15 protein-coding genes are annotated in these 22,707 nt (G+C 61.7%); 12 read left to right on the top strand and 3 right to left on the bottom strand.

The genetic code is table 11. The features are described from left to right. Positions 1 to 18: 18 nt before the first annotated feature. The 5 genes from BLU76_RS24285 to BLU76_RS24265 all read left to right on the top strand — a co-directional run bounded on the left by BLU76_RS24285 (position 19) and on the right by BLU76_RS24265 (position 7,637). Positions 19 to 279, top strand: coding sequence for a YeaC family protein (locus BLU76_RS24285; RefSeq protein ID WP_063320747.1), 261 nt, complete (start codon positions 19 to 21; stop codon positions 277 to 279). After that, positions 276 to 1,106, top strand: coding sequence for a DUF2797 domain-containing protein (locus BLU76_RS24280; protein ID WP_072341749.1), 831 nt, complete (start codon positions 276 to 278; stop codon positions 1,104 to 1,106). The genes BLU76_RS24285 and BLU76_RS24280 overlap by 4 nt, the downstream gene beginning before the upstream one ends. A gap of 13 nt (positions 1,107 to 1,119) precedes the next feature. Further along, positions 1,120 to 3,777, top strand: coding sequence for an aminopeptidase N (gene pepN / locus BLU76_RS24275; protein WP_092224785.1), 2,658 nt, complete (start codon positions 1,120 to 1,122; stop codon positions 3,775 to 3,777). A gap of 388 nt (positions 3,778 to 4,165) precedes the next feature. After that, positions 4,166 to 5,218, top strand: coding sequence for a WD40/YVTN/BNR-like repeat-containing protein (locus BLU76_RS24270; protein WP_092145929.1), 1,053 nt, complete (start codon positions 4,166 to 4,168; stop codon positions 5,216 to 5,218). Between the two features lie 43 nt (positions 5,219 to 5,261). Next, a complete protein-coding gene (locus BLU76_RS24265) occupies positions 5,262 to 7,637 on the top strand; it encodes an efflux RND transporter permease subunit (RefSeq protein ID WP_063320751.1) in 2,376 nt (791 codons plus the stop codon). Positions 7,638 to 8,271: 634 nt separating this feature from the next. Here BLU76_RS24265 and BLU76_RS24260 read toward each other — a convergent pair. The 3 genes from BLU76_RS24260 to BLU76_RS24250 form a co-directional block, all read right to left on the bottom strand. Further along, a complete protein-coding gene (locus BLU76_RS24260; RefSeq protein ID WP_092224783.1) occupies positions 8,272 to 12,984 on the bottom strand; it encodes a dermonecrotic toxin domain-containing protein in 4,713 nt (1,570 codons plus the stop codon). Between the two features lie 132 nt (positions 12,985 to 13,116). Next, entirely contained in the window at positions 13,117 to 13,836 is a 720-nt protein-coding gene (locus BLU76_RS24255) for a FadR/GntR family transcriptional regulator (protein ID WP_092224782.1), read from the bottom strand. 350 nt (positions 13,837 to 14,186) lie between these two features. Then, complete coding sequence (locus BLU76_RS24250) at positions 14,187 to 15,923, bottom strand: IlvD/Edd family dehydratase (RefSeq protein ID WP_092224780.1); 1,737 nt, start codon at positions 15,921 to 15,923, stop codon at positions 14,187 to 14,189. 193 nt (positions 15,924 to 16,116) lie between these two features. Between BLU76_RS24250 and BLU76_RS24245 the strand changes: the two genes are divergently transcribed. From BLU76_RS24245 to BLU76_RS31995, 7 genes are all read left to right on the top strand, one after another. After that, a complete protein-coding gene (locus tag BLU76_RS24245) occupies positions 16,117 to 17,439 on the top strand; it encodes an MFS transporter (RefSeq protein WP_092145923.1) in 1,323 nt (440 codons plus the stop codon). Positions 17,440 to 17,659: 220 nt separating this feature from the next. After that, a complete protein-coding gene (araD1, locus tag BLU76_RS24240) occupies positions 17,660 to 18,652 on the top strand; it encodes an AraD1 family protein (RefSeq protein ID WP_092224778.1) in 993 nt (330 codons plus the stop codon). A gap of 13 nt (positions 18,653 to 18,665) precedes the next feature. Then, positions 18,666 to 20,246, top strand: a complete 1,581-nt coding sequence (locus BLU76_RS24235; protein WP_092145919.1) for an aldehyde dehydrogenase (NADP(+)) — start codon at positions 18,666 to 18,668, stop codon at positions 20,244 to 20,246. Between the two features lie 199 nt (positions 20,247 to 20,445). Beyond that, positions 20,446 to 20,745: a DUF5629 family protein gene (locus tag BLU76_RS24230; protein ID WP_170862102.1), complete on the top strand. Its 300-nt coding sequence runs from the start codon at positions 20,446 to 20,448 to the stop codon at positions 20,743 to 20,745. Beyond that, positions 20,732 to 21,907 carry a lactonase family protein gene (locus BLU76_RS24225; RefSeq protein ID WP_063320758.1) on the top strand — a complete coding sequence of 392 codons (1,176 nt, stop codon included), beginning with the start codon at positions 20,732 to 20,734 and terminating at the stop codon, positions 21,905 to 21,907. Before BLU76_RS24230 ends, BLU76_RS24225 begins: the two co-directional genes overlap by 14 nt. A 156-nt stretch (positions 21,908 to 22,063) precedes the next feature. Continuing rightward, positions 22,064 to 22,243 carry a hypothetical protein gene (locus BLU76_RS24220; RefSeq protein ID WP_003202673.1) on the top strand — a complete coding sequence of 60 codons (180 nt, stop codon included), beginning with the start codon at positions 22,064 to 22,066 and terminating at the stop codon, positions 22,241 to 22,243. Between the two features lie 174 nt (positions 22,244 to 22,417). Beyond that, positions 22,418 to 22,543, top strand: coding sequence for a hypothetical protein (locus BLU76_RS31995; protein WP_003180680.1), 126 nt, complete (start codon positions 22,418 to 22,420; stop codon positions 22,541 to 22,543). Positions 22,544 to 22,707: the final 164 nt, after the last annotated feature.

The following is a 22,707-nucleotide window of genomic DNA, read 5'->3' as shown; positions in this document are numbered from 1 at the left end:
CAATTGCGCGGAGAACCCATGGCTTCCTTCAACGAAATGATCCAGAACATCACTCCCGACATCTACCGGAGCCTGAAACTGGCGGTGGAAATCGGTAAATGGGCCGATGGCAACAAGCTCACCGCCGAGCAGCGCGAGCTGTCGCTGCAGGCGATGATCGCCTGGGAAATCCAGAACCTGCCCGAAGACGAGCGCACCGGTTACATGGGGGCGCAGGAATGCCATTCGAAGTCCACTGAAGTGCCGAATATCCTGTTCAAGTCGGACGCCATCCATTGATCGAGATTGGCCGCGGTGCAATCAGCAAGATGTCGGCGCGCCTTGACGGGCCGACCGTTCAATACGCCTTTCGCCTGGGCGATGTCGAGGTGCCGGTCAACCCGTTGATCGGCAGCACGGTGCGCCTGGAGTACCTCGGTGCGATCCACTGCACCCACTGTGGACGCCGGACCAAGACCAGCTTCAGCCAGGGATATTGTTACCCCTGCATGACCAAGCTGGCCCAGTGCGACCTGTGCATCATGAGCCCCGAGCGTTGCCATTACGAGGCGGGCACCTGCCGTGATCCGGCTTGGGGCGAGCAGTTCTGCATGACCGATCATGTGGTCTACCTGGCCAATTCCTCGGGCGTGAAGGTCGGCATCACCCGTGCCACGCAATTGCCGACCCGCTGGTTGGACCAGGGGGCAAGCCAGGCGCTGCCGATCCTGCGGGTCGCCACCCGTCAGCAGTCGGGGTTTGTCGAGGACCTGTTCCGCAGCCAGGTGGCGGACAAGACCAACTGGCGCGCCTTGCTCAAGGGTGACGCCGCGGCGGTGGACCTGCCTGCGATCCGCGACGCGCTGTTCGAAAGCTGCGCCCAGGGATTGCAGGGCTTGCAGGAACGATTTGGCTTGCAAGCGATCCAGACCATAGCGGACGTCGAACCCATCGAGATCCGTTATCCGGTGGAGCAATACCCGGCCAAGATCGTCAGCTTCAACCTGGACAAGAACCCGATTGCCGAAGGCACGCTGCTGGGAATCAAGGGCCAGTACCTGATTTTTGACACCGGCGTGATCAATATTCGTAAATACACGGCCTACCAGCTCGCCGTGCATCAGTAGAAGGATTCGACCCATGCGCACCGAACAGCCGAAGATGATTTACCTGAAGGACTATCAGGCCCCTGAATACCTGATCGATGAGACGCACCTGACCTTCGAGTTGTTCGAGGACCACAGCCTGGTCCATGCGCAACTGGTGATGCGCCGCAACCCCGAGCGTGGTGCCGGGCTGCCGCCGCTGGTGCTTGATGGCCAGCACCTGGAACTGCTCTCGCTCAAGCTCGACGACGCCGACCTGGGGCAGGGCGACTATCAGTTGGACGACAGCCACCTGACCCTGCACCCCAAGGCCCAGGCCTTCACGGTCGACACCTCCGTCCGGATCCACCCGGAAACCAACACCGCCCTGGAAGGTTTGTACAAATCCGGCAGCATGTTCTGCACCCAGTGCGAGGCCGAGGGTTTCCGCAAGATCACCTATTACCTGGACCGCCCGGATGTGATGAGCAAGTTCACCACCACCGTGGTGGCCGAGCAGCACAGCTATCCGGTGCTGCTGTCCAACGGCAACCCGATTGCCAGCGGCCCGGGCGAAGACGGTCGGCACTGGGCGACCTGGGAAGACCCGTTCAAGAAGCCGGCCTACCTGTTTGCCCTGGTGGCCGGCGACCTGTGGTGCGTCGAGGACACCTTCACCACCCTGAGCGAGCGCACCGTGGCGCTGCGTATCTATGTCGAGCCGGAAAACATCGACAAATGCCAGCACGCCATGACCAGCCTGAAGAAGTCGATGCGCTGGGACGAAGAGGTATACGGGCGTGAGTACGATCTGGACATCTTTATGATTGTCGCGGTCAACGACTTCAACATGGGCGCCATGGAGAACAAGGGCCTCAATATCTTCAACTCCAGCGCCGTGCTGGCCCGCGCCGAAACCGCCACCGATGCTGCGCACCAGCGGGTCGAGGCGATCGTGGCCCACGAATATTTCCACAACTGGTCGGGCAACCGCGTGACCTGCCGCGACTGGTTCCAACTGTCGCTCAAGGAAGGCTTCACGGTGTTCCGCGACGCCGGGTTCTCGGCCGACATGAACTCTGCCACGGTCAAGCGCATCCAGGACGTGGCATACCTGCGCACCCACCAGTTCGCCGAAGACGCCGGTCCCATGGCCCACCCGGTGCGTCCGGACAGTTTTATCGAAATTTCCAACTTCTACACCCTGACCGTGTACGAAAAGGGCTCGGAAGTGGTTGGCATGATCCACACCCTGTTGGGGCCTGAAGGTTTCCGCAAGGGCAGTGACCTGTACTTCGAACGCCACGACGGCCAGGCCGTGACCTGTGACGACTTCATCAAGGCCATGGAAGATGCCAACGGCGTCGACCTGGCCCAGTTCAAGCGCTGGTACAGCCAGGCCGGTACACCACGGCTGGCGGTGAGCGAGTCTTATGACGCCGCCGCCAAGACCTACAGCCTGACCTTCAGCCAGAGTTGCCCGCCGACCCCGGACAAGATGGAAAAGCTGCCGTTCGTGATTCCCGTGGAGCTTGGCCTGCTGGACAGCAAGGGGGCTGAAATCCCTCTGCGCCTGGTCGGTGAAGCCGCGGCAGACGGCACGTCCCGAGTGATCTCGGTGACCGAAGCCCAGCAGACCTTCACTTTCCTCGATGTCGCCGAACAGCCGCTGCCTTCGTTGCTGCGTGGTTTCTCGGCGCCAGTGAAGCTGAGCTTCCCGTACAACCGCGACCAGTTGATGTTCCTCATGCAGCACGACAGCGACGGCTTCAACCGCTGGGATGCCGGCCAGCAGTTGTCGGTGCAGGTGTTGCAGGAATTGATTGCCCAGCATCAGCAGGGTGCCAGCCTGGCACTGGATCCACGTCTGGTCAGTGCACTGCGCAGCGTGCTGTCGGACGAATCCCTGGACCAGGCCATGGTCGCCGAAATGCTCTCGCTACCAAGCGAAGCCTACCTGACGGAAATTAGCGAAGTGGCTGACGTCGAGGCGATCCATGCCGCCCGTGACTTCGCCCGTCAGCAGTTGGCCGAGAACCTGTTTGAAGCCCTGTGGCTGCGTTACGCAGCCAACCGCGACCTGTCGAAGAAAACGCCTTACGTGGCTGAGGCCGAGCATTTCGCCCGTCGCGCGTTGCAGAACATCGCGCTGTCGTACCTGATGCTCACCGGCAAGCCTGAGGTGCTGAGTGCGACTTTGGAGCAGTTCGACACCGCCGACAACATGACCGAGCGCCTGACTGCGCTGGCGGTGCTGGTCAACTCGCCATTCGAAGCCGAGAAGGCCAAGGCCCTGGAAGTCTTTGCGGAAAACTTCAAGGGCAATCCGCTGGTCATGGACCAGTGGTTCAGCGTCCAGGCCGGCAGCCCATTGCCCGGTGGCCTGGCGCGGGTCAAGGCCTTGATGGAGCACCCGGCGTTCAATATCAAGAACCCGAACAAGGTGCGGGCGCTGGTCGGCGCGTTTGCCGGGCAGAACCTGATCAACTTCCACGCCGCCGACGGTTCGGGTTATCGCTTCCTGGCGGACCTGGTCATTCAGCTCAATGGCCTCAACCCGCAAATCGCTTCGCGGCAACTGGCACCGTTGACCCGCTGGCGCAAATACGACAGCGCCCGCCAGGCGTTGATGAAAGGCGAACTGGAACGCATCCTGGCGTCCGGCGGGCTGTCGGCCGATGTGTTCGAAGTGGTGAGCAAGAGCCTGGCGTAAACCGGCACTGCCTTACCTTTGTGGCGAGGGAGCTTGCTCCCGCTGGCCTGCGAAGCAGGCCTGATCCTGGTTCACTTTTGCTGCGAATGGCGGGTGGACCAAGCTCAGGGAGTCCTTCGGCCTCCAGCGGGAGCAAGCTCCCTCGCCACATTCATCACCCTCACGAATGTCTTCTTATTCGCCGTTGGCCTATATCCCCCTGGTTAACAAAAGATAACGCGGCGTCGATTGTCAGACCTTTCGAAAGCCCGATAGGATAGGTCAGCTTCCGAAGTGGCTCTAGATTGCAGGTTTCAGGACTATGCTCCAGGACTGGCAACCTTCCAGAGCCTGCTTACGGCGCCCTGAAAGGTTGAATGACCTAACAATAATAATGGGGGAAAGGTCTATGAATGAGCCTGTCATGGCTGTGGGCCGCAGCCGGCCGCCGATGCTGCGCAGAGTGGCGTTGCTGGCTTCGGCGCTCTCGCTGCTGGGCTCTGCGGTGTTGTCGGCACCGGTGATGGCTGTTGCGGCGTCGACGTCCGATGTCATCTATTCCGTCGAATCGGCCAAGGCCAGCAAAACCCTGATGCTCGATGTGGTCCACGCCGGCCAGCGCCTGGTGGCGGTCGGTGATCGGGGGCACATTGTCTATTCAGACGACCAGGGCAAGTCCTGGACCCAGGCCAAGGTGCCGACTCGTCAACTGCTCACGGCGGTATTTTTCGTCGATGACAAACACGGCTGGGCCGTGGGGCACGACGCGCAGATCCTCGCCAGCGATGACGGTGGCAGCACCTGGACCAAGCAATTCGAAGACCTTACCCGCGAAGCACCGCTGCTGGACGTCTGGTTCAAGGATGCCAGCAACGGTTTCGCCGTGGGTGCCTACGGCGCATTGCTGGAAACCACCGACGGCGGCAAGCACTGGGAAGACGCCAGCGACCGCCTCGAAAACGAAGACCAGTTCCACCTCAATGCGATAGCCGCCGTGAAAGATGCCGGGCTGTTCATTGTCGGCGAGGCTGGCAGCATGTTCCGTTCCGCCGACTGGGGCCAGACCTGGGAAAAGGTCGAAGGCCCTTATGAAGGCTCGCTGTTCGGGGTCATCGGCACCGCCCAGCCTTCGACGCTGCTGGCCTATGGCTTGCGCGGCAACCTTTATCGTTCCACTGATTTCGGCGGCACTTGGGATCAGATCGAGCTCAAGGCCGCGCGCGGTGCCCTGGAGTTCGGCCTGTCAGGCGCCACGCTGCTGGCGGACGGTTCCATCGTGATTGTCGGCAACGGCGGCAGCGTCGTGCGCAGTACCGACGACGGCGAGACCTTCAGCGTGTTCAATCGCCCGGATCGAATTTCCGTGGCAGCCGTCACGACCGCCGGCAACGGCAACCTGATCCTGGCGGGGCAAGGCGGCGTACGCGCCACCACGTCCACCGGCGCCGAACTGAGCAAATGAGTCACGCCTGCAAGACGGGCACAAAAACAAGAAGGCGGACCCCATGAGCAGTCATCACCAAGACAAGGCGACGTTCCTCGAGCGCCTGATTTTCAACAACCGCCCGGCAGTGATCATCATTTGCCTGCTGGTCAGCATTTTCCTGTTTTGGCAGGCCACGCTGATTCGGCCGTCCACCAGTTTCGAAAAAATGATCCCCCTCGAGCACCCCTTCATCCAGAAGATGCTCGAGCACCGCAATGACCTAGCGAACCTGGGCAACACGGTGCGCATTTCCGTGGAGGCCACCAACGGCGATATTTTCTCCAAGGAATACATGGAGACCCTGCGCCAGATCCATGACGAAGTCTTCTACATCTCCGGCGTCGACCGTTCTGGACTGAAGTCGTTGTGGAGCCCGAGCGTGCGCTGGACCGAAGTGACGGAGGAGGGCTTCGCTGGCGGTGAGGTGATTCCCCAGAGCTATAACGGTTCGGCCGACAGCCTCGACCTGCTGCGCAACAATGTGCTCAAGTCCGGCCAGGTCGGGCGCCTGGTGGCCAACGATTTCAAGTCGAGCATCATCGATATCCCGCTGCTGGAGTCCTATCCCGACCCGCAGGACCAAGGCAAATTGCTCGCCCTCGACTACCGGAAATTTTCCCACGAGCTTGAAGACAAGATCCGCAACAAGTTCGAAGCCCAGAACCCCAACGTGCAGATCCATATCGTCGGTTTCGCCAAGAAAGTCGGCGACCTGATCGACGGCCTGGTCATGGTGGTGCTGTTCTTCGGCGTGGCCTTCGTCATCACCCTGATCCTGCTTTACTGGTTCACCAACTGCATGCGCAGTACCGTTGCGGTGTTGACCACCACCCTGGTGGCCGTGGTCTGGCAACTGGGGCTGATGCATGCGGCCGGTTTCGGCCTCGATCCGTACTCGATGTTGGTGCCGTTCCTGATCTTCGCCATCGGCATTTCCCATGGTGTGCAGAAAATCAACGGCATCGCCTTGCAGTCCAGCGAGGCGGACAACGCCCTGACAGCGGCGCGGCGCACCTTCCGGCAATTGTTCCTGCCGGGAATGATCGCGATCCTGGCGGACGCCGTCGGCTTCATCACCTTGCTGATCATCGACATCGGCGTGATCCGCGAACTGGCCATTGGCGCCTCTATCGGCGTGGCGGTGATTGTGTTCACCAACCTGATCCTGCTGCCGGTGGCGATCTCCTACGCCGGCATCAGCAAGCGTGCGGTCGAGCGCAGCAAGAAAGACGCGACCCGTGAGCATCCGTTCTGGCGCCTGTTGTCGAATTTCGCCAGCGCCAAAGTCGCCCCGGTGTCCATTGCCCTGGCCGTGATCGCCTTTGGCGGTGGCCTCTGGTACAGCCAGAACCTGAAGATCGGCGACCTGGACCAGGGGGCGCCGGAACTGCGTCCGGACTCGCGCTACAACCAGGACAACAACTTCATCATCAGCAATTACTCCACCAGCTCCGACGTACTGGTGGTGATGGTCAAGACCAAGGCCGAAGGCTGCTCGCGCTATGAAGCCATGGCCCCCATCGATGAGCTGATGTGGAAGATGCAGAACACCGAGGGCGTGCAGTCGGCGATTTCCCTGGTGACCGTGTCCAAGCAAATGATCAAGGGCATGAACGAGGGCAACCTGAAATGGGAGACCTTGTCGCGCAACCCTGACGTGCTGAACAACTCCATTGCCCGGGCCGATGGCCTGTACAACAACAGCTGCTCCCTGGCGCCGGTGCTGGTGTTCCTCAACGACCACAAGGCCGAGACGTTGGACCGGGCGGTGAAGGCGGTGCAGGACTTCGCCAAGGAAAACAACCGCGACGGCCTGGAGTTCATCCTTGCCGCCGGTAACGCGGGTATTGAAGCGGCCACCAATGAAGTGATCAAGGCGTCGGAACTGACCATCTTGGTCCTGGTGTACATCTGCGTGGCGACCATGTGCATGATCACCTTCCGTTCCTGGGCGGCGACGTTGTGCATCGTGCTGCCGCTGGTGCTGACCTCGGTGCTGGGCAACGCCCTGATGGCATTCATGGGCATCGGCGTGAAGGTCGCGACCTTGCCAGTGGTGGCACTGGGCGTGGGCATCGGCGTGGACTACGGCATCTACATCTACAGCCGCCTGGAAAGTTTCCTGCGGGCCGGGTTGCCGTTGCAGGAGGCTTACTACCAGACACTGAAATCCACCGGCAAGGCGGTGCTGTTCACCGGTTTGTGCCTGGCCATCGGTGTGTGCACCTGGATCTTCTCGGCCATCAAGTTCCAGGCGGACATGGGGTTGATGCTGACGTTCATGTTGCTGTGGAACATGTTCGGTGCACTGTGGCTGCTGCCGGCGCTGGCACGCTTCCTGATCAAGCCGGAGAAACTGGCGGGGCAGAAGGGCAATTCGTTGTTTGCGCACTGACTGCCGGCTGAATGGCAATGCTGCAACCTTGAGACTATCCGCTCAAGGGGCTTGGAATGATCTGTGGCGAGGGAGCTTGCTCCCGCTGGGCTGCGAAGCAGCCCCCAAACCAGGCACCTCGGTATAACTGGCTGATCGCATCCAACCTTTTTGGGGCTGCTGCGCAGCCCAACGGGGATAAATCCCCTCGCCACAAGAAGTCCTCAGTTCGGGCTCATGTGGCGAGGGAGCTTGCTCCCGCTGGGCTGCGAAGCAGCCCCCAAACCAGGCGCCTCGGTGTAACGGGCTGAATGCTTCCAGGCTTTTTGGGGCTGCTGCGCAGCCCAGCGGGAGCAAGCTCCCTCGCCACGGGGTTTGTGTTTGGCGATGGGCTGGGTGAGTCAGGTAGTTCAAGCAGCTATTACCAACCCCGATCCTGTGGCGAGGGGATTTATCCCCGCTGGGCTGCGAAGCAGCCCCCAAACCAGGCGCCTCGGTGTAACGGGCTGAATGCTTCCAGGCTTTTTGGGCTGCTGCGCAGCCCAGCGGGAGCAAGCTCCCTCGCCACGGGGTTTGTGTTTGGCGATGGGCTGGGTGAGTCAGGCAGTTCGAGCCACTGGTCTCACGTGAGCAGCGTCTTGCCCTTTCACCGCGATCAAGGCGCCAACGGCAAAAATTTGCTTTGTGCCAACGGCCTGCCGATCTGTCCTCGATGCACATTCACCACCGCGTAAGGGCTTTTAGCCTTGGCCAGCATTGAATGGTAGTGCTCCTTGCGCTGTTCCTTGGTTTTCAAATGCGCCACGCTAAAGTCGGCCTTTGGTGTGTCGGCGGTTTCGTAATGAAAATGCGCGTACCAGAGCGGCCAACCGTCCCGGTCATTGATGGCGTACTCCTGGAGGAAATCCTTGCGCTCTCCTTTCAAGGCTATGCGTTCGCCGAGCCTCGCGACTTGCACCAGGTTTTTCTCGAACAGGTAGCGAAGGTTGCTGTCGGTGGGAGGCAGTTTCAGACTCAATTCGGTGCGCAGTTCACTGCCTCGGGTGGTCAGACGCGAAACAGCGTTTGACAGCTGCTCGGTCAGTGTCTGATCGGCTGCGGTGCGCGGGTTTTTCGAGGCCGTGAAGGCTCTTTCGAGTTCTTCGGACAGTTTGCGGTAGCGACTCGCCTCATTGCTCAGGATTTCCTCGATTTCTTGAGGGAAGCGACACTGGGTTTTATAGCGCTCGGCGTTCGCCAGACTGTTGTCCAGTTGCCCGAGCAGCTTTCGTGCATCGGCCTTGATCGCTTTGACCGAGCGTGTGCGGGGTGCCGGGGCCGGTCGTTGGACCTCGACGAGGTCCCAGACGTCGTCGTGTTGCGAGTAAGTGGCGAGCAACCTGTCGTCGACTTCTGAGCGCAGCTCGACGACCTCGATCGGCAGCGACGTGCCTGCCGGCTTCAAGTCACCGATCAACACGCCGCTCTTGCGCGTCTTGATCACCTTTTTCTGCGGGCGTCCGGCCGCTGTCCGGCTGCGTTTCGGCGGGCGTTTGCGCGGCTGCGGCTCGGGCTTGATCTCGGCGGCCAGTTTCGTGGACGCCTCTTCATAAAGACCCTCGACCAGCCTGAACAGCCTGCCGAAATAGGACGTGTCCATGTCAGCGGCATTGAGGGCTTTCATGCCCTGCATGGCATCGAGTGCCGCGCCATAGTGTTCGACCAGGCTTTCCAGGACCTCGATTTGTTCCGATGGGGTCAGCTCGTAGGTGCTCAGGTCGGATTGGGAGCGCGCCTGTTCCATCAACAGCTTGGTGACGCTGTGCAGGTTCTCGGGAAGATTGGAGTCGGGATCCTTGAATATCAGTGACGCCAGCGTAGGCAGTTGCAGGGCCTTGGTAGCCAATGGCGTTCGTTCACCCAATGGACGGTCCCGGGTCAGGCGTTCGAACACTTGCGCGCCGGCGGCACCCAGGTTCAACAGCGCTTCCAGGTAACGATCCCTGAGTTCCAGCCAATAGATCGAGCGATCGTTGATGTCACTCAAGGCGTCAAGGTAGTTGAAATAGTCGAGAACGTTGCCAGCGACATTCGCTTGCAGGGTCGAATAATCTTGCGTGAATTGGCCATAGGCGGCATCCAGCGCCGTCAGCTCGAATTCGTTGATCAAGAAGCCCTTGCGGGCGTTGTTGACCACGTTCTCCATCAAGGCCCGAATGATGCCGGGGGGTAATTGCATGTCGTGGCTGGCATATTCGGTGACGTTGTCCAGCAGCTTCAGATAAGTGTCAGTCTGCTTCTCAAGGAGCTTGTAGAACCGCGCCCGCTTGTCCGCGCGTTGCGCCTCGGTAAAGTTGCCTGCCTGGGTCCTGGTCATGACTTCCTGGGCAGTGTCGAGGGCGCGTTGCTCATCGGCCTCGCCCTTGTAGTAATTCTTCAGAAGCTCGCTCAGTTCGGCCGCGCGTTGGGTCTTGATGTCCCGCAGTTTGGCCAGGCGCTTGGGCGGCATGCCTCCACGCAGGCGCAGACGCAGGTCGATGGACCAGTTGCCGCGGGCATCCGCTTGCAATACGGGACCGTTCTGGGCCGGATCCCGCGGGGCGAGCGGGTTGACGATGATCGCGCTGCCGTCCGATTCAGGGGTCACCTGATACATTTTTCCATCCACCAGGGCGTGCCAGGTGTTTCGAATGACGTACAGGCCCGTGTAGGGGCCGTATTTTGTCGGCTCGGGCAGGGACGCCGGGAGGCTTACCTGAAAGCGCTGCAGGCGGGCGAGTTGCTCCGCTGTCAGCCGGCGGCGGGCGCTGGCGAAACTGAGGTCAAGGTTTGCGCCGCTGTCCCCGAAGCGTTCCCCTGGCAAGGCCACCGACCCTTCATGAATGTTCGGCGGCGCGGGTGTGGGCCACTGCTCCGGGATGATGCGCGGCGCGGGAGGGCGCATCGCCTGTTCCTTGAGCATTTCGGGCAAGGGGGCACGAGGCGGCGCACTGATGGAGGGAAATTGAAGCAGCAGCATGCCGAGGTTGAGCAGCAGATCGACGGCGGCGAGTTCTCGCGTCACCGCGTCTTCGCTGCTTAGCGCCGGAATGTCCTGACTGGCGCTGGCCATCAGGTTCCATAGCCAGGCCGTGGCCATGGCTGGGCCGCGTAGCAAGGGCAAGAGCAGCGTGTTGAACAGCAGGCTGCCGCCATGCAGCAGAACGGCCCAGCGACTTTCGCTGTTGGAAACCGAATCCCGGTCGGCCTGGGTGACCAGGGCCCGCGCGTTGCTGCCATAGAGGTATTGCATCAGCTCGCCGTTGCGCAGGAACTGCCGCAACTCGTCGTTGACACTGTCGACCGCCAGGGTGGCCGGGGCTGGCTTCTCAGGCAGGCTGAATTCATCGCCCTGGTAGAAGCGCACGATATGGGGCTCCTGGAAGCCGCCATTGGCATAGATCGGGCGGGCGGCGTCGGACATCCAGGCCAGGACGCTCTGCTGCAGGTCTCCGGGGGCGACGATGGCTTGCAGCAAGGCTTGGCGCGTCGGGTATTGCTGCAGCGAAGGTGTATAGAGCGGGCGGTACAGCACATGCGGGCCCGTCGCGACGTCCTCCGGTTCGATGATGAACATGTTCGTCACGGTATCGGGGTGGGCTTCGGGCTTGCGCAGGAACGCCAGGTGGCGAATGACGACGGGGCGGCCTGCGACCCGCTGCTCATCGGCGTCGGGCTTGAGGAGGGCTTCGATCAGCGCCAGGCCTTGGCGGGTCATGCCGTTTTCCTGGTTGAGCAGCTGCTTGAGGGCATCCAGCGGCAGTTGGGCGGGCATCTCATCGGCAAACATGCGTTGGCGCTCCTGGGTTCGAGGCCCACCGTCCAGCAGGTTTTGTTGCAGGTAGCGTGGGTAGCTCGTGCCGATGTCCACCTGTTCGATCAAGCCGCCCTTGCGGGTGATGAAGTCCGCCGTCAGCCACACCGGCAGCGCCAGGCCCCGGCGATGGCTGAGCACCGGATCCACGCCAGGTCGGGCGACGAGGTTGTTGATCGCCAGTTCGGTCAGGCTCATCGTTCTTTTTTCGACGATGCCGATGGTTCCGGGATAGCCCGCCGCCGCGCTGAAGGTCAGTTCCACATCGTCGGGCTGGTATTGGTTGGCTTGCGCCTTCGCCGGACTGCTGTCGTTGGCTTGTCCCATGCACTTGAGCAAGGCGTCGGCGGCAAAGGCCCTGATGTCCTGGATGCCGCTGAGAAAGGTGCGTCCCTGGTTGCGTTTCTTGGCGCTGGCCAAGGCGAGGCTGTATTGCTGGATTTTCGTCCTGTCGAGGACCGACGCCTGCTTCAACCAGTCAGGGATCAGGGGCGCGATCCGCGCCGACGTTACCGGCATCGGACGCGGTGCATCGAGCAGATAGCGGGCAGGGTCGCTCAACTCGTTATAGAGCGCCTGGAGGTCGGGCAGGCCAATGCGCGCGGGCAACTGCACGGCCTGCAGGTCGGCCAGTTGCTGCTCCAGGATCAGGGCCGCCTGGGTCTCGAAGGCATTGCCACTGATCTCGTTACGCTGGCAGGTGACGCTGTCGACGATGTACTGGCTGGCGATCAGCGTGCCCCAGTGCTGAGTGAACGCTTCCAGGGAGTCAAAGACCTGGACCGCACCCGCAGGGCTGCAAAGCAGCCAGAGCGTCGCGTTGTTCTTGCACTGGATCAACAGGATGTCGCTGCTGGTCAACAGACTGCTGGAGCCGTCCCGAGTGAGTCGGGTCTCCAGGCTGTAGGCATAGACGGCCGATTGGCCGTGGCGCCGAAAGCGTTGTTCCCGATCGGGCCATTGGACAATCTGGCCCAGGGCTTCCCGGGCCTGCCCAGTGAGGTCCTGTTGTTGCAGGCTGCGGATCTGCGCAAGGTTGCGCAGTACCTCGCTGAGCCACTGCCAACGGCTGGTGCCGTCCTGCTTGTCGTCCTGCGGGCCGGTGTCGATGTTGGCGTTCCAATAGCGGGTCAGCGCGTCCTCCAGTCCGATGGGTACGGTCCAGGGCAATTCGAGCAGCAGCTTTTCAATGACCTTCATCTCCAGTTTCCCGTCATCTGGCGCAAGAAGGCGCGGTGGCGAGTCGGACAGGAAACTGCGACGCCCGTTGCGATCCTTGAATTCAACGGGGGTGCCCAGCGCCAGGTAATCGAGGACGCGAGGCATGAAGGGTTCAAGCAAGTAGCCGCGAGAGGCCGGATCGGGCGTCGCCAGCCGAGTCTTGGAAAGATCGAAGACCAGTGTGGGGTACTTTTCCTGGATGGCTTGTTCAAGCATGCGTTGTGCGAACTGCTCGAAGGTCGGACGACTGGAAAATTGCAGGCTGACGCTTTGTGCAAGCGCAGAGGGACTGTCAGCCGGGGAGGGTGAGGTCATGGGAAATCCTTTTCATGGGGCGTTGGAAATGACGCCGGAAAAGTATCGACCCCTGGGCTCGCGCGGGCGGTATATAGATACCGCCGCGGCGGCTGGAATGTGTGCCAGGCCACGGATGGGCCGGGCTAGATATCAGGAAGGATCGGCGCCCAACACCACATTCAGGGCACTGCGGGCATCGTCCAGTTGCACCAGGGTGGCATGGCGCGCACCGAGGGCATCGCGGTTCTCGATGGCGGTGAGGATCGCCTTGTGCCGTGGCATCGCCAGCTCATGGAGGTTAGGCCGCTGGTTGGAATGCTTGAGCGCTTCGGCGATGGCGACCGACAACATGTTGCACAGGTTGGCGAGCAGGTCGTTGTGGGTGGCGTCGGCGATGCGGCTGTGGAAGTCCAGGTCCGGCTGGAGCACGGCCTCGGGGGTCGGTGCCGCTTCCATGCGCTGGTAGGCCTCGCGGATGGAAGCGATGTCGTCCTCGTTGGCGAACTGTGCGGCGAGGGCCGCGGCGGCCGGCTCGATGATGCTGCGCACGCTGGTCAGCAGGTTGAAGAATTCATTCTGCGGGCTGCTCTGCATCAGCCAATGCAGCACATCCGGATCGAGCATATGCCACTCCCGCCGGGCCTTGACCACCGTGCCCACCCGCGGTCGCGAATACACCAGGCCCTTGGCGACCAGCACGCGCGTGGCTTCGCGCAGCACCGGGCGGCTGACCGCATACTCTTCGCACAACAAGGCTTCGGCGGGCAGTTTATCGTCCGGCTTGAAGCGCCCGGAAACGATCTGCATGCCCAGTTCCTGGACGATGCGCGCGTGCATGCTCTTGCGGTCGGAGGGTTTACGGTAATCCATGGGGCGCGGCGCGATCCTGTGCGAGGGGAGTGTTGCGCATGATAGCAGGCGCGGCGGATATTCATCAGGCCAAACCCTTGGGCCTGGTGACCTGTTTGGTCCGGGGACATGGTTACCTTGTGGCGAGGGAGCTTGCTCCCGCTGGAGTGCGGAGCGCTCCCAAAAGTCTGAAAGCCCGCACATCATTTTGCATAAGTCCGCCGCTTTTGGGGCTGCTTCGCACTCTAGCGGGAGCAAGCTCCCTCGCCACAGTCGGTGTGATAGCCAACTTTGGATGTTGTCTGTTACACCGCTATCGCGAGCAAGCTCAGCTCCCACAAAAGCTCGCTCCCACAGGGGGATGGATGGGGTCAGTGGGAATGACGCGGCACCTCGGCCCCACGGCAACCGACCAGGAAGTCGAAGTCACAGCCCTGGTCGGCCTGCAACACATGGTCGATGTACAGCTGGCGGTAGCCGCCCACCAGCAGTTGCTGCGGGGGGACGATGTCGACGAGGCGGGCGGCGAGTTCGGCGTCCGGGATGTCCAGGTGCAGACGCCCGCTGGCGCAATCGAGCTCGATCCAGTCACCTTCCTTCACCGCCGCCAGGGGCCCGCCGGCGGCGGCTTCCGGTGCCACGTGCAAGACCACGGTGCCGTAGGCGGTGCCGCTCATCCGCGCATCGGAAATCCGCACCATGTCGGTCACGCCCTGGGCCAGCAGCTTGGCCGGCAAGCCCATGTTGCCGACTTCGGCCATGCCTGGGTAACCCTTGGGCCCGCAGTTTTTCATCACCAGGATCGAGCTGGCGTCCACGTCCAGTTCCGGGTCATTGATCCGGGCCTTGTATTCGTCGAAGTTCTCGAACACCACGGCGCGACCGCGATGTTGCATCAGTTCGGCGGTGGCGGCGGACGGCTTGAGTACCGCTCCCAATGGCGCCAGGTTGCCGCGCAGCACGCAGATACCGCCGTCGGCGCGGATCGGGTTGTCCAGGGTGCGGATGACTTCATCCTGGCCGTAGATCGGTGCGTCCTTGGTGTTCTCGCCGATGCTCTTGCCGTTGACGGTCAGGGCATTCGGGTGGGGGATCAGGTTGGCTTCGTCGAGACGCCGCAGTACGGCGGGCAGGCCACCGGCATAGTAGAACTCTTCCATCAGGAAGCGTCCGGACGGTTGCAGGTCGACAATGGTTGGCATGCCGCGACCGATGCGGGTCCAGTCGTCCAGGTCCAGTTGCACGCCGATGCGTCCGGCGATGGCCTTGAGGTGGATCACCGCGTTGGTGGAGCCGCCGATGGCCGCGTTGACCCGGATGGCGTTTTCGAAGGCTTCCTTGGTCAGGATCTTCGACAGCTTGAGGTCTTCGCGGACCATTTCCACGGCGCGCATGCCGGACATATGGGCCAGCACATAACGCCGTGCATCCACCGCCGGAATGGCCGCGTTGTGCGGCAGCGACGTGCCGAGGGCTTCGGCCATGCAAGCCATGGTCGAGGCGGTGCCCATGGTGTTGCAGGTGCCGGCCGAACGGGACATGCCGCCCTCGGCCGCGAGGAAGTCGTCGATGGTGATGGTGCCGGCCTTGACCTGCTCGCTCAATTGCCAGACCACGGTGCCGGAGCCAATGTCCTGGCCCTTGTGCTTGCCGTTGAGCATCGGCCCGCCGGTGACGACGATGGCCGGGACGTCGCAACTGGCGGCGCCCATCAGCAACGCAGGGGTGGTCTTGTCGCAACCGGTGAGCAGCACGACGCCGTCAATCGGGTTGCCGCGAATCGCTTCTTCCACATCCATGCTCGCCAGGTTGCGGGTCAGCATGGCGGTGGGGCGAAGGTTCGATTCGCCGTTGGAGAACACCGGGAATTCCACCGGGAAGCCTCCGGCTTCGATCACGCCGCGCTTGACGTGCTCGGCGATCTGCCGGAAGTGCGCGTTGCACGGCGTCAGCTCCGACCAGGTGTTGCAGATGCCGATGATCGGCTTGCCGTGGAACTGATGGTCGGCGATGCCCTGATTTTTCATCCAGCTGCGGTACATGAAGCCGTTTTTGTCGGCGGTGCCAAACCATTGGGCCGAGCGCAGGGAGGGTTTCTTATCAGACATGATCGATTCTCTTATTGTATGACTATATTGTTCTAGCGTGAGCGTAACATAAGCGCAATTTACGCGGTTTGGAAGTGTTGTTGGGTAAATAGTATTACTATATAGTCCGATTCAACGGAGGGGTTGTCCTGGCGGTCATTCGCGAGAGAAATCCCCCGAGGTTCCATAACAACAACAATCGGAGACCGGTCCCATGAGCCAGGAATTGCGGCTTATTCGTCGCATCACGCTGAAACTGATTCCCTTCCTGATCCTGCTGTACCTGATCGCCTACGTGGACCGCTCTGCCGTGGGCTTTGCCAAGCTGCACATGGGCGCCGACCTCGGCATCGGCGACGCCGCCTACGGCCTTGGCGCAGGGCTGTTTTTCATTGGTTATTTCCTGCTGGAGATCCCCAGCAACCTGATGCTGGAACGCTACGGCGCCCGGCGCTGGTTCGCCCGGATCATGATCACGTGGGGCGCCATCACCATCGGCATGGCGTTCGTACAAGGCCCGCATAGCTTCTATGTGATGCGCTTTTTGCTCGGCGCGGCCGAGGCCGGGTTCTTCCCGGGCGTGCTGTACTACATCACCCAGTGGTTCCCGGTGCGCCATCGCGGCAAGATCCTGGGCCTGTTCATTCTGTCCCAACCCATCGCGATGATGATCACCGGCCCGGTGTCCGGTGGCTTGCTGGGCATGGACGGCATCCTTGGCCTGCACGGCTGGCAGTGGCTGTTCATCGTCATCGGCCTGCCGGCGGTGCTGTTGACCTGGCCGGTGCTGCGTTACTTGCCGGACGGCCCGCAACAAGTGAAATGGATGGACCAGGCCGAGAAGGACTGGCTGACCGGTGAACTGAAAAAAGACCTGCAGGAATACGGCCAGACCCGCCACGGCAATCCGCTGCATGCCCTGAAGGACAAGCGGGTCTTGCTGCTGGCGCTGTTCTACCTACCTGTCACTTTGAGCATCTACGGCCTGGGACTGTGGCTGCCGACGCTGATCAAGCAATTCGGTGGCAGCGACCTGGTGACCGGTTTCGTGTCGTCGGTGCCGTACATCTTCGGCATCATCGGTTTGCTGATCATTCCCCGCAGTTCAGACCGCTTGAACGACCGCTATGGTCATCTGGCCGTGCTCTATGTGCTGGGCGCCATCGGCCTGTTCCTCAGCGCCTGGCTGTCGGTGCCGGTGTTGCAACTGGCGGCGCTGTGCCTGGTGGCGTTCGCGCTGTTTTCCTGCACGGCGGTGTTCTGGACCTTGCCTGGCCGTTTCTTCGCCGGAGCCAGTGCGGCGGCGGGTATTGCGCTGATCAACTCGGTGGGCAACCTGGGTGGCTACATCGGCCCGTTTGTGATCGGTGCGCTGAAGGAGTACACCGGCAACCTGGCCTCGGGGCTGTATTTCCTGTCCTGCGTGATGCTGTTCGGCCTGGTGCTGACCGGGGTGGTGTATCGGTTGCTGGAGCGCAAGCACGTGCTGCCGGCGGATCAGTTCGCGGCCAGTGCCCGGGGAGCGACGCGTACCTGAGGTCACTGTGGGAGCGAGCTTTTGTGGCGAGGGAGCTTGCTCCCGCTGGGGTGCGAAGCGCCCCCCAATATCAGGCGCCGAGTTTATTCAGGCAAAACACAATCGCCTGTTTTGCGACTGCTGCGCAGTCGAGCGGGAGCAAGCTCCCTCGCCATAAGAGCTTGCAAGAGGGCCCCACAGTTCACTGCATATTCATGTTTTGTTTCACAGGAGAAAATTCATGCGTTTAGTTCAGTTCGAATTGCCTAACGGCGAACGCCGCGTCGGTGTGGTCGACGGCGACCAGGTGCGGGAAGTGCAGGGCGCCGGTAGCGTGCGCGACCTGGCGCTGGCGGCCATCGAGGCGGGCGTGAAGCTTGAAGAGCAGGTCAACAGCCTGGGCCTGGGCGCTGGCCATGACTATGCCCGGTTGCTCAGTGAGCTGCGCATCCTGCCTCCGCTGGATCACCCGGACCCGGCGCACCTGCTGGTCAGCGGCACCGGCCTGACCCACTTGGGCAGCGCCTCGGCCCGGGACAAGATGCATCAACAGGCTGGCGACGAAAGCGCCATGACCGACACCATGCGCATCTTCAAATGGGGCGTGGAGGGCGGTAAACCCCAGGCTGGGCAGGCCGGCGTGCAACCGGAATGGTTCTACAAGGGCGATGGCAGCATTGTGGTCCGTCCGGGCCATCCGTTCCCGCTGCCACCCTTTGCCGAAGACGCTGGCGAAGAGCCGGAAATCAGCGGCCTGTATGTCATCGGTCACGACGGCAAGCCCTATCGCCTGGGCTTCGCAGTGGGTAACGAGTTCTCCGATCACGTCATGGAACGCAAGAATTACCTGTACCTGGCCCACTCGAAATTGCGCAGCTGCAGTTTTGGTCCGGAACTTCGCGTCGGTGAACTGCCTCAACATCTTTCCGGGACCAGTCGTATCCTGCGCAATGGCGAAGTGCTGTGGCAGAACGAATTCCTCAGCGGCGAGGCGAACATGTGCCACAGCCTCGAAAACCTGGAATTCCACCATTTCAAGTACAGTCAGTTCCTGCGCCCGGGGGACGTGCACGTTCACTTCTTCGGCACCGCGACCCTGTCGTTCGCCGACGGCGTCCGTACCCAACCGGGGGATGTGTTCGAAATCAGCCAGGCTGAATTCGGTGCGCCGCTGGTCAACGGCATTGCCCCGGTGGACGCGGTGTTCAACCCGGGTACTATCGGCACACTTTAAAAGGAGACTTGCGATGAACCAGATCCTTGGCCACAACTACATCGGTGGCGCACGCAGCGCGGCCGGCCAGACTCGCCTGCAAAGCGTCGACGCCAGCACCGGCGAAGCCTTGCCCCATGATTTCATCCAGGCCACGGCCGAAGAAGTCGATGCTGCCGCCAAGGCCGCGGCTGCGGCTTATCCGGCCTACCGGAGCCTGAGCGCGGTGCGCCGGGCCGAGTTCCTCGAGGCCATTGCCGATGAACTGGACGCCTTGGGCGATGCGTTCGTGGCTGTGGTCTGCCGTGAAACGGCGCTGCCGGCGGCACGGATCCAGGGCGAGCGCGGTCGCACCAGCGGCCAGATGCGCCTGTTCGCCAAGGTTCTGCGTCGTGGCGATTTCTACGGTGCGCGTATCGACCGCGCCTTGCCGGAACGCACGCCGTTGCCACGTCCGGACCTGCGGCAGTACCGCATCGGCCTGGGGCCGGTGGCGGTGTTCGGTGCCAGTAACTTCCCCCTGGCGTTTTCCACCGCCGGTGGCGACACGGCGTCGGCCCTGGCCGCCGGTTGCCCGGTGGTGTTCAAGGCCCACAGCGGTCACATGGCGACCGCCGAGCACGTGGCCGATGCGATCATCCGCGCGGCGGAAAAAACCGCGATGCCGGCGGGTGTGTTCAACATGATCTACGGCGGTGGCGTTGGCGAGTGGCTGGTCAAGCATCCAGCGATCCAGGCCGTGGGTTTCACCGGTTCCCTCAAGGGCGGGCGTGCCCTGTGCGACATGGCGGCCGCACGGCCCCAGCCGATCCCGGTGTTTGCCGAGATGTCGAGCATCAACCCGGTAATCGTGTTGCCCCAAGCCCTGGAAAACCGCGCCGAGAGCGTCGCGCGCGACTTGACCGCTTCGGTGGTGCAGGGCTGCGGTCAGTTCTGTACCAACCCGGGCCTGGTGATCGGCATTCGTTCGCCGCAGTTCACTGCCTTCACCCAGCAGGTAGCCGCACTGATCGGCGACCAGGCGCCCCAGACCATGCTCAACGCCGGCACGCTGCAAAGCTACGGCAAGGGCCTGCAGAAGTTGCTGGCTCACCCCGGTATCGAGCATTTGGCCGGGCGCGAGCAGCAGGGCAACCAGGCCCAGCCGCAGTTGTTCAAGGCTGACGCCAGCCTGCTGATCAACGGTGACGAGGCGTTGCAGGAAGAAGTGTTCGGCCCGACCACGGTGTTTGTCGAAGTCGCCGATCAGGCGCAACTGACCGCTGCGCTGAACGGTCTGCACGGCCAGTTGACCGCGACGATGATCGGCGAGCCGGCGGATTTCGAACGGTTCAGCGAATTGACGCCGCTGCTGGAACAGAAGGTCGGCCGCATCCTGCTCAACGGTTATCCGACCGGGGTCGAGGTGTGTGATTCGATGGTGCACGGTGGGCCTTACCCGGCGACGTCCGATGCCCGCGGCACTTCGGTGGGGACCCTGGCGATCGATCGTTTCCTGCGCCCGGTGTGCTTCCAGAACTATCCCGACAGCCTGCTGCCGGAACCGCTGAAGAACGCCAACCCGCTGGGGATCCTGCGGTTGGTGGATGGCGTGCCGGGGCGCGAGGCGGTCTGAGGATCGCGGTCAGGCCGTTACGTTGAGGTGGAATGTACCGGCCTCTTTGCGAGCAAGCTCTCACATTGGAATGCGCTCCCATGTGAGAGCTTGCTCGCGAAGTCAATCGCCCAGTCAACATCGAGTCTGAAGTTATGGCCCAAGGCCCACTCCCACATTGGGTTATCATGGCAACTTTCCCAACGACCGACTGATCACCATGACTGCCGTTACCGAGACCCTGCTGGATGCCCTTCAAAAATGCGACATGCTGATCATCGACAATATGCACGCTTTCGATTTTTTCCTCGATGATCAGGACCAGTTGCACGTCGAATGCATGAACGGCCGCACCCTTGAGCATTGGCGTTTCACGCCGGCGCAGATGAAGGCCGCGACCTTCGATAAAACCCGGAACAAATGGACCATTACCAGCGATTCGGGTGACCACCACCTGGAGTGCGTGGAAGCGGCCAGCGGCCACGACGATGATGAGGACGACGAACATGAAGATGCGTAGTCTCTGGCCGTTGCTGATGGCCGGCAGCCTGGGCGCCATGGGCGTCCAGGCAGACACCGATGAACGCCATCAACTGCTGGTGGGTTCCTACACCGCCGGCCAGAGCCAGGGCATCTACCGGTTGCAATTCGACAGCCGCACCGGCCAGCTCGATGCCAACCCATTGCAAGTGATCAAGACAGACAACCCGTCGTGGCTGACCCTTTCCAAGGACATGACCCGGCTGTTCGTGGTCAATGAAAACGGGCCGGGCCAGAAAGACCCGGTGGGCAAGGTCAGCAGCTACGCCATTGACCCGAAGACCCATGAACTGAGCCTGATCAATCAGGTGCAGTCCCTGGGCAACGAGCCGACCCATTCCAGCCTCAGCGGTGATGGCCGGCATTTGCTGGTCAGTAACTACTCGGTGGTGGAAGACCCGGGCGGCACCCTGGCGGTGTTGCCGGTGGGCGCCGATGGCAAGCTGGCGCCGGTGGTGCAGTTGAGCAGTCATCAGCCGAGCAAGGTCAACCCCGAGCGGCAGATGTCGGCCCATGTCCACGCCGCAGTGTCCTCGCCCGATGGCAAGTACGTGTTCGCCAACGACCTGGGGGCGGACAAGGTATTCATCTACCGCTACGACCCCAAGGCCAATCCAGAGCTACCGTTGACCGCTGCCGATCCAGCCTTCGTGCAGTTGCCACCCGGCAGCGGCCCGCGTCACCTGCTGTTCAGCGCTGACGGCAAGCACGCCTGGCTGACCATGGAAATGAGCGCGCAAGTGGCGGTGTTCGACTATCAGGACGGCCGATTGACCCAGCGTCAACTGGTCGACCTGGCCGCCGGCAAACCCCAGCCGGGCAGGGCGGCGGCTGCGCTGCATGCGTCCAGGGATGGAAAGTTCCTCTACGTCAGCAACCGTGGCACCACCAACGAAGTGCTGGTGTTCGCTATCGACCCGGCCGCTGGTACGCTCAAAGAGCTGCAGCGGCGCTCGGTCGAAGGCGATCATCCACGGGAATTCAGCCTCGACCCGAGTGGAAGATTCCTGCTGATTGCCAACCAGAAGAGCAACCAGATCGTGGTGATCGAGCGCGATCCGAAGACCGGCCTGCTGGGTAAAACCGTGCAGAAAATGCCGATGGATGCGCCCAGCGATTTGAAGTTCATGGTCCGTCAATAGCCCACAGGCCCCGTTTTTCGGGGCCTGCGCCGTTGTATCAACGAGACTGATATTCGCAAGTGATGTAAAGCATTTCAACGCGGGACGCCTCGGCGCGTAAGTTTGCTTCACGGCCCAACCGGGCAAGTCAGCCAACTGAATCCGAGGTCTACCGCCATGAATCTGAATCTCTTCTCCGTGATCGCCGCTTCCGCCATCTCTGCCACCGTGGCGCTGCCCGCCAGTGCCAGCGTCGAAATCAGCGACAAGAAAAATCGCACCCAGAGCTATACCGAGAAATACCTGCAACAAAGTGCCAACTTCTATGCGGCGCTGGACCACAAGACCCAACACTGAAATAGCGCGCAACGACTGAAGCCTGCGATCTTTTCATCTTCACTGCCCCCCAGGTGCAAGAGAAAAGATCGCAGGCTTCGCCGTTTCTGGAAAAAACCAGCTGTAATATCATTTGGCCATGTGCTTAAATTTGACGCTGACAAATTGACTCCTTCGCAGATAAGGATGGACACCATGGCGATGCGTCTGGCAGTGATGCTGCTGTTTCTCTACTCCACGCCGATAGTCTCGGCGGCGCAGCCGGATTCCGGCGAGTTGGAAGTGGCGCGTGAGCGATTATTGAGTCTGCTGAGCGACTGATCGGATCGGCAACAATCGGGTTGCAGGATTGCCTTTGTGGCGAGGGAGCTTGCTCCCGCTGGGCCGCGCAGCGGACCCTTTTTGCGATTGCTGCGCAATCGAGCGGGAGCAAGCTCCCTCGCCACAAAAGCATCCCGGTCGACCAACCGATTTGCTCTTGAAAC

The organism is Pseudomonas sp. NFACC08-1 (genome assembly GCF_900106735.1).
In the GTDB taxonomy this organism is placed as follows: domain Bacteria; phylum Pseudomonadota; class Gammaproteobacteria; order Pseudomonadales; family Pseudomonadaceae; genus Aquipseudomonas; species Aquipseudomonas fluorescens_Q.
Note: the sequence above shows the minus strand (reverse complement) of the source record. Positions and strands in the feature narration are given on the sequence as shown.